The 14,896-nt window shown below is 70.1% G+C and carries 16 protein-coding genes and 1 tRNA gene; 9 read left to right on the forward strand and 8 right to left on the reverse strand.

Going from position 1 to position 14,896, the window contains the following annotated elements; all coding sequences use genetic code 11:
• Together CJ301_RS11995 and CJ301_RS12000 are read right to left on the reverse strand one after the other, a co-directional pair.
• Entirely contained in the window at positions 1-2,526 is a 2,526-nt protein-coding gene (locus CJ301_RS11995; protein WP_099277612.1) for an ABC transporter permease, read from the reverse strand.
• A complete protein-coding gene (locus tag CJ301_RS12000) occupies positions 2,523-3,194 on the reverse strand; it encodes an ABC transporter ATP-binding protein (RefSeq protein WP_099277613.1) in 672 nt (223 codons plus the stop codon). The genes CJ301_RS11995 and CJ301_RS12000 overlap by 4 nt, the downstream gene beginning before the upstream one ends.
• Before the next feature lie 52 nt (positions 3,195-3,246).
• Between CJ301_RS12000 and CJ301_RS12005 the strand changes: the two genes are divergently transcribed.
• On the forward strand, positions 3,247-3,918 hold the full coding sequence (locus CJ301_RS12005; protein WP_254050144.1) for an arylesterase: 672 nt from the start codon (positions 3,247-3,249) through the stop codon (positions 3,916-3,918).
• A 120-nt stretch (positions 3,919-4,038) separates the two neighbouring features.
• Here the strand turns inward: CJ301_RS12005 and CJ301_RS12010 are convergent, their stop codons facing one another.
• A complete protein-coding gene (locus CJ301_RS12010; protein WP_099277615.1) occupies positions 4,039-4,245 on the reverse strand; it encodes a cold-shock protein in 207 nt (68 codons plus the stop codon).
• Positions 4,246-4,574: 329 nt separating this feature from the next.
• Between CJ301_RS12010 and CJ301_RS12015 the strand changes: the two genes are divergently transcribed.
• Positions 4,575-5,201, forward strand: a complete 627-nt coding sequence (locus tag CJ301_RS12015) for a nicotinate-nucleotide adenylyltransferase (protein WP_099277616.1) — start codon at positions 4,575-4,577, stop codon at positions 5,199-5,201.
• Positions 5,202-5,260: 59 nt separating this feature from the next.
• On the forward strand, positions 5,261-6,781 hold the full coding sequence (gene dacB, locus CJ301_RS12020) for a D-alanyl-D-alanine carboxypeptidase/D-alanyl-D-alanine endopeptidase (RefSeq protein ID WP_254050145.1): 1,521 nt from the start codon (positions 5,261-5,263) through the stop codon (positions 6,779-6,781).
• 27 nt (positions 6,782-6,808) lie between these two features.
• Here dacB and CJ301_RS12025 read toward each other — a convergent pair whose 3' ends face one another.
• Together CJ301_RS12025 and CJ301_RS12030 are read right to left on the reverse strand one after the other, a co-directional pair.
• Positions 6,809-6,988: a PLD nuclease N-terminal domain-containing protein gene (locus tag CJ301_RS12025; RefSeq protein WP_099277619.1), complete on the reverse strand. Its 180-nt coding sequence runs from the start codon at positions 6,986-6,988 to the stop codon at positions 6,809-6,811.
• 60 nt (positions 6,989-7,048) lie between these two features.
• Positions 7,049-7,465, reverse strand: a complete 417-nt coding sequence (locus CJ301_RS12030; protein WP_099277621.1) for a tellurite resistance TerB family protein — start codon at positions 7,463-7,465, stop codon at positions 7,049-7,051.
• Positions 7,466-7,555: 90 nt separating this feature from the next.
• Here CJ301_RS12030 and CJ301_RS12035 point away from each other — a divergent pair, with 90 nt between their 5' ends.
• The 5 genes from CJ301_RS12035 to CJ301_RS12055 all read left to right on the forward strand — a co-directional run bounded on the left by CJ301_RS12035 (position 7,556) and on the right by CJ301_RS12055 (position 12,964).
• Positions 7,556-9,136, forward strand: a complete 1,581-nt coding sequence (locus tag CJ301_RS12035; protein WP_099277623.1) for a lysine--tRNA ligase — start codon at positions 7,556-7,558, stop codon at positions 9,134-9,136.
• A 156-nt stretch (positions 9,137-9,292) separates the two neighbouring features.
• Complete coding sequence (locus CJ301_RS12040) at positions 9,293-9,703, forward strand: DUF4864 domain-containing protein (protein ID WP_099277625.1); 411 nt, start codon at positions 9,293-9,295, stop codon at positions 9,701-9,703.
• A 177-nt stretch (positions 9,704-9,880) separates the two neighbouring features.
• Complete coding sequence (locus CJ301_RS12045) at positions 9,881-12,157, forward strand: glycosyl hydrolase family 28-related protein (RefSeq protein WP_099277627.1); 2,277 nt, start codon at positions 9,881-9,883, stop codon at positions 12,155-12,157.
• A gap of 80 nt (positions 12,158-12,237) precedes the next feature.
• A complete protein-coding gene (locus CJ301_RS12050) occupies positions 12,238-12,558 on the forward strand; it encodes an antifreeze protein (RefSeq protein ID WP_162620512.1) in 321 nt (106 codons plus the stop codon).
• A 160-nt stretch (positions 12,559-12,718) separates the two neighbouring features.
• Positions 12,719-12,964 (forward strand): hypothetical protein, encoded by a 246-nt coding sequence (locus CJ301_RS12055; RefSeq protein ID WP_099277631.1) that lies wholly within the window; start codon positions 12,719-12,721, stop codon positions 12,962-12,964.
• A gap of 143 nt (positions 12,965-13,107) precedes the next feature.
• Here the strand turns inward: CJ301_RS12055 and CJ301_RS12060 are convergent.
• The 3 genes from CJ301_RS12060 to CJ301_RS12070 form a co-directional block, all read right to left on the reverse strand.
• A tRNA-Ala gene (locus CJ301_RS12060) sits at positions 13,108-13,183 on the reverse strand.
• A 112-nt stretch (positions 13,184-13,295) separates the two neighbouring features.
• Positions 13,296-13,964, reverse strand: a complete 669-nt coding sequence (locus tag CJ301_RS12065) for a hypothetical protein (protein ID WP_162620513.1) — start codon at positions 13,962-13,964, stop codon at positions 13,296-13,298.
• A gap of 62 nt (positions 13,965-14,026) precedes the next feature.
• Positions 14,027-14,509: a YdcF family protein gene (locus CJ301_RS12070; RefSeq protein WP_099277635.1), complete on the reverse strand. Its 483-nt coding sequence runs from the start codon at positions 14,507-14,509 to the stop codon at positions 14,027-14,029.
• Between the two features lie 114 nt (positions 14,510-14,623).
• Between CJ301_RS12070 and CJ301_RS12075 the strand changes: the two genes are divergently transcribed.
• Positions 14,624-14,896, forward strand: coding sequence for a GlsB/YeaQ/YmgE family stress response membrane protein (locus CJ301_RS12075; protein ID WP_099277637.1), 273 nt, complete (start codon positions 14,624-14,626; stop codon positions 14,894-14,896).

Below are 14,896 nucleotides of genomic sequence, written 5' to 3' on the forward strand. Positions count from 1 at the left end.
TCAGTCCTGCGCGCGCAGCACCTGCGCGGGCCGCACCTTCAGGGGCCGCCACGCGAAGGCGAGGCCCGCCAAGAGGCTCGCCGTCGCGCCGCCCGCGACGATGCCGATGGCCGAGGGCCAGATCACCGCGAACTCCGTCTCCATGACGAAGCGCGACACGGCCCAGCCGCCAAGCACGCCTGCGCCCAGCGCCACGAGGCCTGCCGCCGCACCCAGAAGCGCCGCGCGCAGCGCGAAGCTCGCGAGGATGCGGGCGCGCGAGGCGCCCAGCGTCTTGAGCACCGCCGCCTCGTAGGTGCGCGATCGCTCGCCCGCCGCCGCGGCCCCGATCAGCACCAGAAAGCCGGTGAGCAGCGTCGCCGCCGCGCCGTAGCGCGTGGCCGCGGCGATGCCGTCGACCACCCGCGTCACCTGCGCGATGGCGTCGCGCACCCGGATCGCGGTGATGTTGGGATAGGCATCGGCCAGATCGCGCAGGATCGCGGCCTCCGCCTCTTCCTCGGCATAGACCGTGGCGATCCAGCTATGCGGCGCACCGGCGAGGGCCGAAGGATTCATCGACATCACGAAGGCGATGGCGGCGGAGCCGAAATCGACGCGGCGCAGATTGGCGATGGTGGCGGTCACGTCGCGGCCCAGCACGTTGACGGTGATCTCGTCACCGACCCCGAGCCCGATCTCCAGCGCCTCCTCCTCGGCAAAGCTCACCAGCGGGGGGCCGTCATAGCCGGCCTCCCACCATTCGCCCGCGACGATCTCCTCGCCCTCGGGCGGGCTCGCGGAATAAGTCAGGCCCCGGTCGCCATGCAGCACCCAGTGATCGGCCACCTCGCGCGCGGGCCGCCCGTTGATCTCGGAGAGGATGCCGCGCAGCATCGGCGCGCTGTCGACGCGGGAAACCTGCGCATCGCCGTCGAGCCGCGCGCGGAAGCCCTCGATCTGGTCGGGCTGGATGTCGACGAAGAAATAGGCGGGCGCGACCTCTGGCAGGTCGCTCTCGATCGCGCGGCGCAGATTGCCGTCGATCTGGCCCACCGCGGCCAGCACCGACAGGCCGAGCCCGAGCGAAAGCACCACCGAGCCCGTCTCGCCGCCGCGCTTGCCGATCGCGCCCAGCGCCAGCCTGAGGCCGGGCCGCCCGCGCAATCCGCGCCCGGCGCGGCGCGACAGCGCCTGCACACCCAAGGCGGCGAGGGTCAGGAGCAGCAAGGCCCCCGCGATGCCGCCCGCGGTCGAAAGCGTCAGCCGCCACGTGCCCGAAAACAGCACCGCCGCGCCCAGAAGCACCGCCAGCAGCCCGAGGATCGCGCCCATGTAGCGTCGCCGGGGCAGGGCGCGGCCCGCGTCCATCGCGTCGCGAAACAGCGTGGCGGCGCGCACGTTCTCGGTCCGCGCCAGCGGCCAGAGCGTGAATATCCCCGCCACCAGCGCGCCGTAGAGCGCCGCCTCGATCAGCGGGCGGGGGTAGAGGCCGAACTCCGCCGGGATCGGCAGCCGCGCCGTGATCAGCGGCGCAAGCGCCAGCGGCAGCAGCGCGCCCAGCGCCAGGCCGATGACGAGGCCCAGGAGCGTCAGCGCGCCGATCTGTAGAAAATAGGTGAGAAAGATCGTCGCCCGCGTCGCCCCCAGCGTCCTGAGCGTGGCGATGGTCGCGGTCTTGCCCGAAAGATAGGCGCGCACCGCCGCCGAGATGCCGACGCCGCCCACCGCGAGGCCCGACAGGCCGATCAGCACCAGAAACGAGCCCAGCCGGTCGATGAAACGCTCGGTGCCGCCCGCGCCGCGGCGCGCGTCGCGCCAGCGCAGCCCGCTGCCCTCGAACCGCGCCTCCGCCTCGTCCTCCAGCGCCTGCAGATCCGCCGTCTCGGGCAGGTCCATGCGGTACATGGTCGAAAACAGCGTGCCCTCGGACAGAAGCCCCGAGGCGGCGAGATCCGCGCGCAGAACGAGGCTGCGCGGACCGAAGTCGAAGCCGCCCGCCGCGCTGTCGGGATAGCGCGCGAGAATGGCGGAGAGCACGAAATCCTGCGTGCCGAGCCGCACCCTGTCGCCGGGGCTGAGCGCCATCCGGTCGGTCAGCGCCCGCTCCATGACGATGCCGGGCAGGCCCTCCGCGCCCGCGAAGGCCCGATCAAGCGGCATCTCGGGCTCCAGCCGGACCGCGCCCACCAGCGGATAGGCCCCGTCCACCGCGCGCACCTGCGTCAGCGCGCGCTCGCTCTCCCCGCCGCGCTCGATCACCGCCATGGAGCGGAAATCCACCGCCTCCGAAACCGTGTCGGCGACGCTCTGCATCCAGGCCAGCTCTTCGTCGCTGGCGTAACGATAGGTCAGCTCGATCTCGGCATCGCCGCCGAGGATCGCGGCGCTTTCGCGCTCCAGCCCCGACTGGATCGCGGAGCGGACCATGCCGACGGCGGCGATGGCGGCGACGCCGAGCGCGAGGCAGGCGAGAAAGATCCGAAAGCCGCGCAGCCCGCCGCGCAGCTCGCGCCGGGCAAAGCGGGCCGACAGCGCGAGGCTCATGCCGAGACCCGCCCGTCGGTCAGCCGCACCACCCGGTCGCAGCGCTCGGCCAGCTCGGGCGCATGGGTCACCATCACCAGCGTCGCGCCATGCCGGTCGCGCAGATCGAACAGCAGCTCCATGATCGCCGCGCCATTGGCGGCGTCGAGATTGCCGGTGGGCTCGTCGGCCAGAAGGATCTTGGGGTGCGGCGCGGTGGCGCGGGCCAGCGCCACGCGCTGCTGCTCTCCGCCCGAGAGCTGGCCGGGGTAATGCCCCGCGCGGTGACCGAGCCCCACGGCGGCGAGCTGCGCCTCGGCGCGCTCATGCGCGTCGCGCGCGCCCGCAAGCTCAAGAGGAATTGCGACGTTTTCCAGCGCCGTCATGGTCGGGATCAGGTGGAAGGACTGGAACACCACCCCCATATTGTCACGGCGGAACCGCGCGAGCGCGTCTTCGCCCAGCGCGGTGAGATCATGGCCCAGCGCCATGACCGTGCCGCCGGTGGCGCGCTCCAGCCCGCCCATGAGCATGAGGAGAGACGATTTGCCAGAGCCACTCGGACCGATGAGCCCCAATGTCTCGCCCGGCGTCACGTCGAGCGTGATCCCGTGCAGGATCTCCACCGGCCCGGCATTGCCCGAGAGCGTCAGCTCGGCGTCGTGGAGGGAGAGAACCGGATCGGTCATGCGGGGGGCCTTCCTTCGTGCGCGCCCCGAGCGATATGGCACGCCGCTCGCGATGCGCAAGCTGCTCGCGCCGCTGCTGATCGTCGCAGCGCCGCTCGCCGCCGGGCCCGCGCTGGCCGACGAGGTCGTCATCGCGGCGCTGGGCGACAGCCTGACCGCGGGCTACGGCCTGCCGCAGGGCGAGGGGCTGGTGCCGCAGCTGCAAGGCTGGCTCGATGCGCAGGGCGCGGAGGTTCGGTTGATCAATGCGGGCGTGTCGGGCGACACCTCGGCGGGCGGGTTGTCGCGCACCGACTGGACGCTGACGCCCGAGGTCGACGCGATGATCGTGGCGCTGGGCGGCAACGACTTCCTGCGTGGGCTCGACCCCGAGACGATGCGCGAGAACATCGACGGCATCCTCGGCAAGGCCGAGGCGGCGGGCATCGAGACGCTGCTGGTGGGGCTGAAGGCCGGGCCGAATTACGGCCCCGACTACGCGGAGGCGTTCGACGCCGCCTATGCCGATCTGGCCGAGGCGCATGACGTGCCGCTCTACCCGGACATCTTCGCCGCTTTGCAGGAGGGGCGGGACGTGGAGACGGCGCGGCGCGATTACCTGCAGTCCGACGGTCTGCACCCCAACGCCCGAGGCGTGGCGCTGATCGCCGCCGAGCTGGGGCCGCATGTGCTCGATCTGGCCAAGCGGGCCTCGGGCGAGGAGGCGCGGGCCGAGGCGCGCTAGGCGCTTGCGGCATCGCGGCAGGCGAAAGCGGCGGGGGGCCGGAACGGAAACGGGCGCGGGCCTCGCAAGGCCCGCGCCCGTTCTATCTCGTGGCGAAGGGGCGGCTTGCGCCCCCGCGGCTCAGAGCGGCTTGAGGTTCACGGCCGACTCGCGGCCGTCACGGCCGGCTTCGATGTCGAAGCTGATCTTCTGGTTGTCGGCGAGGCCGGTCAGGCCCGAACGCTCAACCGCGGAGATGTGGACGAAGACGTCCTTGCTGCCGCCGTCGGGAGCGATGAAGCCGAAGCCTTTGGTGGTGTTGAACCATTTCACGGTGCCGGTAGCCATCGTGCTGTCTTCCTTAACAAGTGTCCGCTCGCGGTATTGCAGCGGTATTCGGCTCTGTCAGTGCTGATCGAGGGACTGAGGCCGTAAAGGAGACAGTGGTCGATAGAGGTAACGTCGCCTTGTCCAGTTAACCCGAATCGGACAGAAAATCAATTCGCATTCGGAGGCGCCAACCCGGATCGGCGGCGCGTTTTGCCCCCGTCGGCGGTGTCCCGCCGCTTGCCTGAAGGGAGCGCGACGATGATCGAGATCTGCAACCACCGGCGCGGCGCCATGCCCGCAGGGGGCCGCGCGCCCGCTTTCGCTTTCGCCCACTTCCGAGGCCCGGCATGAGCATGGGCTGGCCGAGCGCGCGGGCCGGGCAGGCGGTGGGGCTTTTGGGCGGCTCCTTCGATCCGGCGCATGAGGGGCATCTGGCGATCACGCGCGAGGCGATCCGCCGGTTCCGGCTCGACCGGGTCTGGTGGATGGTCAGCCCCGGCAATCCGCTGAAGGAACGCCGCCCCGCGCCGATGGCGCAGCGCATCGCGCAGGCCGAGACCGTGGCGCGGCACCCGAAGATCTGCGTCACCCCGATCGAGACCCTGCTCGGCACGCGCCACACCGCCCAGACCCTCGACCGGCTCAGGGCGCGCTATGTGGGCGTGGATTTCGTCTGGCTGATGGGGGCCGACAACCTCGTGCAGCTGCATGAATGGCGGGACTGGCACCATATCGTGCAGACCGTGCCGATGGGGGTCTTTGCCCGGCCCGGCGACCGGCTGGGCGCGCGGCTGTCGCGCGCGGCGCGCATCTATCGCGGCGCGCGGCTGCCGATGCGCGCGGCGCCCCTGCTGGCCCGCGCGCCGGCCCCGGCCTGGTGCTTCGTGAACCTGCCGATGTCGTCGGCCTCCTCCACCGCGATCCGCGCGGCGGGCAACTGGTCGCCCTGCATGCGAAAACTTGTGAAAGCGTGAGGCGCGGGGCGTTGCCCCGGCGGGCGGACGCGCTCTATTTATGCCCCATGAAAGCAAGTTTGACCCGACGCGGGCTGCTCATGGGCGGCCTTTCCCTGACCGCCTCGGCCGCGATGGCGCAGCCGCTCACCTCGCTGCGCCCCGAGGCCCGGCCCGGTGGGCCGGTGGCGCTCGATGCGCGGCCCTCCGGGCTGCGCCCGCGCCTGCGCGATTCGACCGCCCGCTTCGTCGAGGAAGCGCGGCTGGGCGGGCGCACCGGCTTCGTGGCGCTCGACGCCCGCTCGGGCGAGATCCTCGACCAGCACGACGCCTATACCCGGCTGCCGCCCGCCAGCGTCGCCAAGGCGATCACCGCGCTCTACGCGCTCGAGGCGCTGGGCGGGGACCACCGCTTCGAGACCCGCCTCGTCGCCACCGGCCCGATCGAGAACGGCATCGTGCAGGGCGACATCGTGCTGGAGGGGACGGGCGATCCGACGCTCGACACCGATGCGCTGGCCGAGATGGCGATCGAGCTCAAGGCGCTGGGCGTGCGCGGCGTCTCGGGCGATTTCGCGGTCTGGGGCGGGGCCGTGCCGCAGCAAAGCCAGATCGACCCGGTGCAGCTGCCGCATCTGGCCTACAACCCGGCCGTCTCGGGGCTCAACCTCAACTACAACCGCATCTATTTCTCATGGGCCCGCGAAGAGGGCGATTATGCGCTGTCGCTCGATGCGCGCGGCGCCGATGCGCGGCCCGAGGTGGCGGTGGCGACGATCGAGGCGGTGGATCGCGGCACGCCGGTCTATACCTATGCGCAGCAGGACGGCATCGACGTCTGGACGGTGGGACGGCGCTATCTGGGCGACAGCGGCTCGCGCTGGCTGCCGGTGCGGCGGCCCGCGCTTTATGCGGGGCAGGTCTTTGCCGAGCTGGCCGAGGCGCAGGGGATCGCGCTCGGGCCGGTGACCGAGGCGGGCGCGGCCCCGCGCGGCACGGTGCTGGTGCGCCACCGCAGCGCCGATCTCACCAAGCTCGTCCGCGACATGCTGCTTTATTCGACCAACCTCATCGCCGAGCAGATCGGCCTTGCCGCCTCGGTCGCGCGCGGCGCGGGCGTGACCGACCTGCCCGGCTCGGGCCGGGCCATGTCCGAATGGGTCGAGGCGCGGTTCGGCGTGACGCCCGACCTCGTCGATCATTCGGGGCTGGGCGGGGCGAGCCGGATCAGCGCCATGCAGATGGGCAAGATCCTCGCCACGCCGCTGGCGCGCGAGACGCTGCGCCCGCTGTTGAAATCCATCCGTCTCTACGGCCCGCGCGGCGAGGGGCTGGCGCGCCCGCCCGGTGTCGTGGTGGCCAAGACCGGCACGCTCAACTTCGTCAGCGCGCTGGCGGGATACGAGCGCACCATCGGCGGGCGCGACATCGCCTTTGCGATCTTCTCGGGCGACGTGGAGCGCCGGATCGACGCGCAGGACGACGAGGAGGAGCGCCCCGAGGGCGCGCGCGGCTACAATGGCCGCGCCAAGTGGCTGCAGCAAAGGCTGTTGCAGCGCTGGGGCATCGCCTATTCCGCGCCGGAAGCGAACCAGGGCTGAGGCGTCAGGCCCCGGCCCAGCGCCCGCTCAGACCTTGGCCCCGCGCCCGCGCGGCCCCATGAAGAACCACACGATCAGGCCGAGCACCGGCAGGATCAGGATGGCCAGCGTCCAGATCACCTTCTTGCCCGTCGAGGCCGAGGAGGTGATGACGTTCCAGATGGCGTAGAGATCGAGCAGGAAGACGATCAGTCCGAAGATGCGCATGGCATGGCCCTTTCTTGGCTATGCCGAAGGAACGCCCGCCCGGACCGATCGGGTCCGTTGCTACAGCGTCATGTGCCGCGCCCGCGCGCCGCGCTCGATCGCGGCGGCATGCAGCCGGTCGATCGAAAGCTCGTAGCGGATCTCCTCGAGCATCCGCCCCTCGCCCTCGGTGACGTTGCCATCGGCGGCGGCGACGTCGCAGGCCAGCGCATAGGCCGTCTCGAACAGCCGCTCGGGCAGGGTCTCGCGGATGAGGCCGAACAGCGCGTCGAGCCCGTCCTCCTGCTCCAGCAGGTCGAACACGGTGCTGGAGATGCCCGACAGGTCGTCGCCATAGTCGGAGAAGACCGGCAGGTGATTGACCATGTTGGTGATCTTGACCAGCTCCGAGGTGCGGATCGTCTCGTCCGAGGCCGAGACGGCGATCATCAGCGCCACCAGCGCATCCTGCGCGGTCAGGGGAGGGGTGTCGCTCATGGGTCTTGGCTCCTTGTATTCGAGGCCAATTTATTGACGCCGTGCCCCCCCGGCAATAGGAGAGCCGGATCATTCCCAAGAGGTGACACGATGTCCGAGATGCGCGACGCGGCGATGCAGAGCAAGGCCTGGCCCTTCGAAGAGGCGCGCGCGCTGCTCAAACGTCTGGGCGGCAAGGACCCCGAAAAGGGCCACGTGCTGTTCGAAACCGGCTACGGCCCGTCGGGCCTGCCGCATATCGGCACCTTCGGCGAGGTGCTGCGCACCACGATGATCCGCCGCGCCTTCGAGGCGATCTCGGACATCCCCACGCGCCTCGTCTGCTTCTCGGACGATCTCGACGGCATGCGCAAGGTGCCCGAGAACGTGCCTGAGCAGGAAATGATGCGCGAGAACCTGCAAAGGCCGCTCACATCCGTGCCCGACCCCTTCGGCACGCATGACAGCTTCGGCGGGCACAACAACGCCATGCTGCGCCGCTTCCTCGACACCTTCGGCTTCGATTACGAGTTCGTCTCCGCGACCGAGTTCTATCGCTCGGGCAAGTTCGACGACACGCTGCGGCTGGCGACCGAGCGCTATGACGACATCATGGCCATCATGCTCAAGAGCTTGCGCGACGAGCGGCGCGAGACCTATTCGTGTTTCCTGCCGATCCACCCCGAGACCGGCCGCGTGCTCTATGTGCCGATGAAGCATGTCGATGCCAAGGAGCACACTGTCACCTTCGACGACGAGGAGGGGCGCGAATGGACGCTGCCCGTCACCGGGGGCAATGTGAAGCTGCAATGGAAGCCCGATTTCGGCGCGCGCTGGGCCGCGCTCGGCGTCGATTTCGAGATGTATGGCAAGGACCACTCGACCAACACGCCGATCTATGACGGCATCTGCAAGGTGCTGGGCGGCCGCGCGCCGCATCACTTCACCTATGAGCTGTTCCTCGACGATCAGGGCCAGAAGATCTCCAAGTCCAAGGGCAACGGCCTGACCATGGATGAGTGGCTGAGCTATGCTTCGACGGATTCCCTGAGCTACTTCATGTATCTCAAGCCCAAGACCGCCAAGCGGATGCATTTCGACGTCATCCCCAAGATGGTGGACGAGTATCACCAGCAGCTGCGCGCCTATCCCGGTCAGGACCTCAAGGCGCAGCTCGCCAACCCGGTGCATCACATCCACCAGGGCGAGGTGCCCGCCTCCGACATGGTCGTGCCGTTCCAGATGCTGCTCAATCTCGTGAGCGTGTCGGGTGCCGAGGACAAGGGTACGCTGTGGGGCTTCATCCGCCGCTACGCGCCCGAGGCCGCGCCCGAGACGCATCCCGGCCTCGACGACGCGGCGGGCTTTGCCATCCGCTACTACGAGGATCGGGTGAAGCCGACCAAGACCTACCGCGCGCCCACGGATGAGGAGCGCGCCGCACTCGAGGATCTGCGCGCGCGGCTCGCGGCGTGGGAGGGCGGCGCCGATGCCGACGGGCTGCAATCGGAGGTCTTCGCGGTGGGCCGCGAGCGGCAGTTCGAGCCGATGCGCGCCTGGTTCAAGGCGCTCTACGAGGTGCTTCTGGGGGCTTCCGAAGGCCCGCGTTTCGGCGGCTTCGTCGCGCTTTACGGCGTCGAGAACACGATTGCGCTGATCGACCGGGCGCTAGCGGGCGAGCTGGCGGGCTGAGGCCGCTTCGCGCCCACGGCTCGCGCTGACGTGATGCCGGGAAAGACCCGTCTTTCCCGGCGGTTCGGCCATGGAGACCGCAGGGGTGTCGATAGGGGTGAAACCGATCGGCGCATGCGGTCGTAGCTTCTCCACACGCAGCGGGGAGGAGCATCCATGCGCAACGCAATCACGGCCCTTCTGCTGTCGGCCGCGCTTTCGGGCACGGCGGCGGCGCAGGAGAGCGAAGGCGCGGCCATCGCGGCGGTGATCGACGACCAGCTCGCCGATTTCACCGCGCGCGATCTCGACGGGGCCTATGAGCATGCCAGCCGGACCATCCGGCGCATCTTCGGCAGCGCCGGGAATTTCGGCGCCATGGTCGAACAGGGCTACCCGATGGTCTGGGACAATGCCGGCGCGCGCTATCTGGCCTTGCGCGAAGAGGGCGATGTCTGGTGGCAGCGGGTGCTGCTGCGCGATGCGCGCGGCGTGCCGCATCTTCTCGATTACAGGATGATCGAGACGCCGCAGGGCTGGCGCATCGACGGCGTCTCGCTCGTGGCGGGGCCGGATGTCGGCGTCTGAGCCGTTGCGCGGCGCGGGCCTGCGGCGCGCGCTTCGGTGGCGGGGGCTTCACGCCTCGGCGCTATAGCTGTCGGTCGTCCGGTGCCGCGGCCCGGACAGGACCGGGCGGGCCGGTGCGGCGCGGGGCAGGGGGGCCTTGGTGCCCCCGACCCGCCCCACAGCGACAGGGGCCACGCCATGCCGATCACCGAAGCACTCAAGCCGACACCCTTCGCCGCCGGGCTGGAGGTCTGGTCGAGCGGCGACGGCACGCCGGGCTCGGACACCTATGCGCAGTCGGGAGCGGGGGTCTTCGTGCCCGCCGATCAGGATTTCGGCGGCGCGCTGGAGATCCTGAAGACCAATTCGGTGCAAAAGCTGCGCTACATGGGCGAGACGCCGGTGCGGCCGGGGCTCTATATCCGCGTCACCGCGCGGGCAAAGGCGCTGTCGGGGCCGCTGCCGGGGCTGCGCATCGCGGGCTGGGCCGGGCGCGAGAGCGGCGCGCATCTGGGCGGGGTGGACGAGGCGGGCCCGGTGACCGAGCTTGCCGCCTACGGCGAGGTGGTCGAGGTTTCGGCCATCATCGGGCCGGGGCTGCAGGAGGGGGTGGATCTGATCTGGCCGCAGGCGGATTACGGCCATCTCGGGCTGGACCTGACCGGGGCCTCGGGCGGGGTGGTGCGGATCGACGACATCGAGATCGAGGATGTGACCCATCTTTTTGCCGCCGATCTGGCGGGGGTGGTCGATGTGCGCGATTACGGCGCGCGCGGCGATGGCACCGGCAACGAGGCCACAGCCTTCGCCGCCGCCGACGCGGCGGCGGCGGGCCGGACGGTGCTGGTGCCCGAGGGGCGCTACCGCATCGCGTCCGATGTCACCTTCCGCAGCCATGTGCGCTTTGTCGGCACGGTCGAGCCGGTGGGCGCGACCAAGCTGATCCTGCAGCGCGATTTCCGCTTCGGCGCCTATCTCGACGCGCTGGGCAACGAGGAGCTGGCCTTCACCAAGGCGTTCCAGGCGCTGCTGAGCTTCTCGGACCACGAATCGCTCGATCTCGAAGGGCGGCGGATCGGCCTCACCAAGCCCTTCGACATGGCCGCCGCCGTGCCCGACCGCGAGACCTTCGCCACCCGCCGGGTGGTGCGCAACGGCCAGTTCCAGCCGATCGACGGCGCGGCCTGGACCCCGGCCACCGTGACATCGCGCGCGAGCTACGCCGCGGCCAATCCCTACCGGCTCGACAACGTGGCCAAGGCGGGCTCGATCGCGCCCGGAAGCCTCGTGACCGGCAACGGGGTGGGACGCGAGGTCTATGTCAAATCGGTCGATGCCGCCAATGACCGGGTGGTGCTGAGCCAGCCGCTTTACGACGCCGAGGGGGTGCAGATCTTCACCTTCACCCGGTTTCGCTACCTGATCGACTTTTCGGGCTTCAGGGATCTCAGCCAGTTCGTCTTCGACGACATCGAGTTCCAGTGCAACGGCGTCGCCTCGGGCCTCATCCTACCGCCCGCCGGGCTCACCTTTCATTTGCGCGACTGCTTCGTGACCAAGCCGCGCGACCGCGGGCTCACCTCGCATGGCGGCGGTTGCCAGGGGATGATGATCGACCGCTGCCAGTTCTTGTCGAACGAGCAGGGGCTGCCGGTCGAGCAGAGAAAGACGCTGTGCTTCAACGCCAACGCCAATGACGTGAAGATCCGCGATTGCCGGATCGTGCTGTTCGAGCATTTCTGCGTGCTGGCGGGCACCGGCAACCTGATCTCGAACAATCACTGGTTCCACGGCGATTCCTCCTCCGACGGCGTGCGCAAGGGCGGCATCATCCTGACCCGGCCCAACCCGGCCTCGCTGATCGTCGGCAACTACATCGACAACAACTTCATCGAATGGAGCAACGAGCACGATGAAAGCCCCGCGCGCGGCACGCAGTTCAGCTTCGGCGGGCTGACGGTGACGGGCAACATCTTCATCTGCACCGATGCCGCGCGCTGGTTCAACTGGATCGTGATCAAGCCGCGCGGGCCGGGGCATTACATCCACGGGCTGCACGTCACCGGCAACGTGTTTCGCACCTTCAACGGCAATATCGACCGGGTCGAGCGGGTCGATACCAGCTTTGCCGATCTCGATTACGGGCGGATGCGCGACATCACCTTCGAGAGCAACGCCTTTCACGGCATCAACGAACCCGCGCGCAACCCGGCGAGCCTGAGCCACCGGGAGGCCGCGGCGACGCGGGTCTGGGTGATCAACAGCGCGCCGCTTCTGCCCTTCGGGGGGCGGGCGCGGGTGGTGGAGGCGGCGCTGCCCGAGGGGCGGCTGGAGGACGCCTCGGGCGGGACCGTCCATGAAAGCCCTTGGATCGACCCCGAGCACGGGGCCGGCGGGCGGAAGTTTCGCGTGCTGTGGAGCAGGCCGGTCGCCGGGCGGATGCGCTGCCGGGTGCGGATGGATCAGCCGGGATAGCCTTCGGGGGGAACCGGGCAGGGGGCTGGCGCGTCTGGGATGTGGCCCCCTGCGGATCGGGCTGTCCCATGGAGACGATGATGAACACGATCGCGACCCCCGCCGAACTGGTACGAACTTCCGTGACCTTCTGGACCCTGATGGCGGAGACGCAGGCGGTCATGGCCTACCGGATGATGGGCATGGCCGGTCTTTGGGCCGTCACCGGCTCGGAAAACCGGCTCATGGTCGACGAGAAGGCCCCGGCCTTTGCCGAGGCGATGATGGCGGGCAGCCGGGCGATGATGTCGGGCCAGCGGCCCGACCAGATCGCGCTTGCGGCGATGACGCCGCTGCAGCGGCAGACCGGGCGCAACAATCGCCGCCTTGCGCGGCGCGGTCCCAATTTCCTCAAGCCATAGGGCGAAAACCGGCGGCTTTGCGCCGAGGCCGCGCCGGTGGCCCAACCGCCCGGAACGCCCGGGGCCGCCGGGCGGTTGGGCGGTTGGGCGGTTGGGCGAGGCCATTCCCCCATCAAGGCCCCATCAAGGCCCGATCAAGGCCCGATCAAGGACAGCGATCATGACCTCTCCCTATGCGTTTTCCCTGCAGGCCTGGCGCAGCGGGCTTTCGCTGTGGCAGGCGGGCTTCGAGATGCAGCTTTCGATGCTCCGCGGCTTTTACGGCCTCGCTCCGGCCCGCCATGAGGCGGCCGACCCCTCCCGGCGGCAAGCGGACTCGGACGCGCCGGCTGTCGATTTCGCCAAGCGGGCCGCGCAGGGCATCGAAGCGGCCCAACCGCCGCAGACCGACGATCTGCCCGTCTGACATGCCGGTCCCGAGTGCTGCGGGGCAGGGAGGCGCGCCCTTGCCGCTGCGGGCCGGGATGATGCCCGAATGCCGGACCACCGGGCGCGGGCCGCGAAGCGGCCGCGTTTCGCGCCGGAGCGCAAGATCGGATGGTGTGGAATTGGTGGAGTCGAGGGGGATCGAACCCCTGACCTCGTCATTGCGAACGACGCGCTCTCCCAACTGAGCTACGACCCCACTGCGCGCGTATCTGGCCTGTCTGCCGGGAAGTGTCAAGCGCCGCGCCCGAGTTTTTCGACATCCTTCTCCCGCAGTGCCGGGCGCGGGGCGCGCGCCTTGCCGATCCGGCCTAGAAGCGCCACCAGCTTTCCAGGGTGAGCCCGCCGCCGCGGTCGCCGGTCAGCGCGCGGGTCAGGCCGAGCCGCAAATCGAGCGTTTCGCTTGCCTGCCAGACGAGCGAGCCGCCGGTCTTGGCATAGATGTCGCCCGAAAGCCCGTAGCCCGCCTGGGCCTGGATCAGGCCGGTCCAGCGCGGCGCAAGCTCGCGGCCCCATGTGCCCTCGATCTTGGCCTGGTGCGACAGCCGGGTGACGCCGAGCTGGCCCTGCGCATCGAGCGCGAGCCAGCCATTCCCGAGCCCGCGGCCCCAATGCAGGCCGAGCCGGCCGGTCGCCTCGTGGTCGCCATCCGGGAGCAGCGTCACCCCCAGCCCGGTCGAGACCGCCCAGACATCGCCCTCAAGCTCGGGCCGCCAGGGCAGGCGTATCCAGGCGAAAAGGCTTCCGGCCGTGCCCGCATCGGCGGCGTAGCCGTCGATCCCGAAGGTCAGCCGCGGCGTGATGCCGTGTTCGAGATAGAGCGTCGGGTCGTAATGCACCGGCCGGGTCGCGCCGTCGAACAGCGCCACGTTGCCCCCGAGCGACAGGAAGCTCGTGCCTTCCTCGCGCGGCCAGGCCCCGGCATGGGCCATCCCCGCCCAGAGGGCGAAACACAGTGTCAGCATGAGCCTGCGTCGCATCCGCCCTCCGCTCGCCCGAATGCCCCGTCTTCGAGGCTGGGCAAGAGCGGTTAAGGGGGGCGTTAATGGTGCCGCAACCGCCACAGATAGGCGCCATAGGCGGGGATTTCGCGCAGCGCGAGCTTGAGCTGCGGGACGAGCCGCGCGCCCTGCGGCGGCGCATGGCCGCGCGCATCGAGGCCGAAGCGGCGCGCCACGAGCCGCGCGCGCGGCAGATGCGCGGCGTCGCTGACAAGGATGACGCGACGCGTGCCGAGCCGGTCGAGTATCGGCAGGGCGAGGCGGATATTGTCGAGCGTGTCGCGCGAGGCGGTTTCGGGGTGGATCGCGTGCTCCGGCACGCCCGCTTCGATCAGGAGATCCCGCATCGCCTCGCCCTCGCTCGGCGGATGCCGCCCCAGCCCGCCGCAGGGCACCAGATAGGTCACCTCGCCCGCATGCCACAGCGCGGCCCCGTGCATGGCGCGGCGGCGCAGGGTGGGGGAGGGGCCGGTCTCCCAGACGGCGGCACCGAGGATCAGCGCGGCGGTGATCGGCTCTGTCATGGCGAGGCTCTTTGCTGCTGGCGCGGGGCTCGATCTAGCGCGGCGGACAGCCGCGGCACCTTTCCCGCGCGCGCCCGCGCGCTAGGCTTGCAGGCAACACGAAGGGGAAACGTGATGGAAGAACTGCTGCAGGGGATCGGCATCGCCGTTCTCGTCATTCTGGCGCTGGTGGGCCTGGCCGTGGGCTGGCTGGCAAGCGCGCTTTCGGGCGGGCGCAGGCGGGCGCTCTACATGGTGGTCGGCGCGCTCGCGGCGATGGCCACGCCCTTCGTCCTTGCGGCGCTGGGCGTGACCGTTCTGGCGGCGGGCGGGCTTCTGCTCGTCGTCGTGGTGGCGCTGATCGGCGCGGCGCTGGTCCTGGCGCTGGTGCGCGCGATCGCGAAGTGA

The sequence above is a fragment of the Limimaricola cinnabarinus genome, from assembly GCF_002723615.1.
In the GTDB taxonomy this organism is placed as follows: Bacteria; Pseudomonadota; Alphaproteobacteria; order Rhodobacterales; family Rhodobacteraceae; genus Limimaricola; species Limimaricola cinnabarinus_B.

Excerpts from the sequence above, each read along its gene's own strand:
- CJ301_RS11995 (WP_099277612.1), bottom strand. The coding sequence starts at position 2,526 with ATGAGCCTCGCGCTGTCGGCCCGCTTTGCCCGGCGCGAGCTGCGCGGC.
- CJ301_RS12000 (WP_099277613.1), bottom strand. The coding sequence starts at position 3,194 with ATGACCGATCCGGTTCTCTCCCTCCACGACGCCGAGCTGACGCTCTCG.
- CJ301_RS12005 (WP_254050144.1), top strand. The coding sequence starts at position 3,247 with ATGCGCAAGCTGCTCGCGCCGCTGCTGATCGTCGCAGCGCCGCTCGCC.
- CJ301_RS12010 (WP_099277615.1), bottom strand. The coding sequence starts at position 4,245 with ATGGCTACCGGCACCGTGAAATGGTTCAACACCACCAAAGGCTTCGGC.
- CJ301_RS12015 (WP_099277616.1), top strand. The coding sequence starts at position 4,575 with ATGAGCATGGGCTGGCCGAGCGCGCGGGCCGGGCAGGCGGTGGGGCTT.
- CJ301_RS12025 (WP_099277619.1), bottom strand. The coding sequence starts at position 6,988 with ATGCGCATCTTCGGACTGATCGTCTTCCTGCTCGATCTCTACGCCATC.
- CJ301_RS12030 (WP_099277621.1), bottom strand. The coding sequence starts at position 7,465 with ATGAGCGACACCCCTCCCCTGACCGCGCAGGATGCGCTGGTGGCGCTG.
- CJ301_RS12035 (WP_099277623.1), top strand. The coding sequence starts at position 7,556 with ATGTCCGAGATGCGCGACGCGGCGATGCAGAGCAAGGCCTGGCCCTTC.
- CJ301_RS12040 (WP_099277625.1), top strand. The coding sequence starts at position 9,293 with ATGCGCAACGCAATCACGGCCCTTCTGCTGTCGGCCGCGCTTTCGGGC.
- CJ301_RS12045 (WP_099277627.1), top strand. The coding sequence starts at position 9,881 with ATGCCGATCACCGAAGCACTCAAGCCGACACCCTTCGCCGCCGGGCTG.
- CJ301_RS12050 (WP_162620512.1), top strand. The coding sequence starts at position 12,238 with ATGAACACGATCGCGACCCCCGCCGAACTGGTACGAACTTCCGTGACC.
- CJ301_RS12055 (WP_099277631.1), top strand. The coding sequence starts at position 12,719 with ATGACCTCTCCCTATGCGTTTTCCCTGCAGGCCTGGCGCAGCGGGCTT.
- CJ301_RS12065 (WP_162620513.1), bottom strand. The coding sequence starts at position 13,964 with ATGCGACGCAGGCTCATGCTGACACTGTGTTTCGCCCTCTGGGCGGGG.
- CJ301_RS12070 (WP_099277635.1), bottom strand. The coding sequence starts at position 14,509 with ATGACAGAGCCGATCACCGCCGCGCTGATCCTCGGTGCCGCCGTCTGG.
- CJ301_RS12075 (WP_099277637.1), top strand. The coding sequence starts at position 14,624 with ATGGAAGAACTGCTGCAGGGGATCGGCATCGCCGTTCTCGTCATTCTG.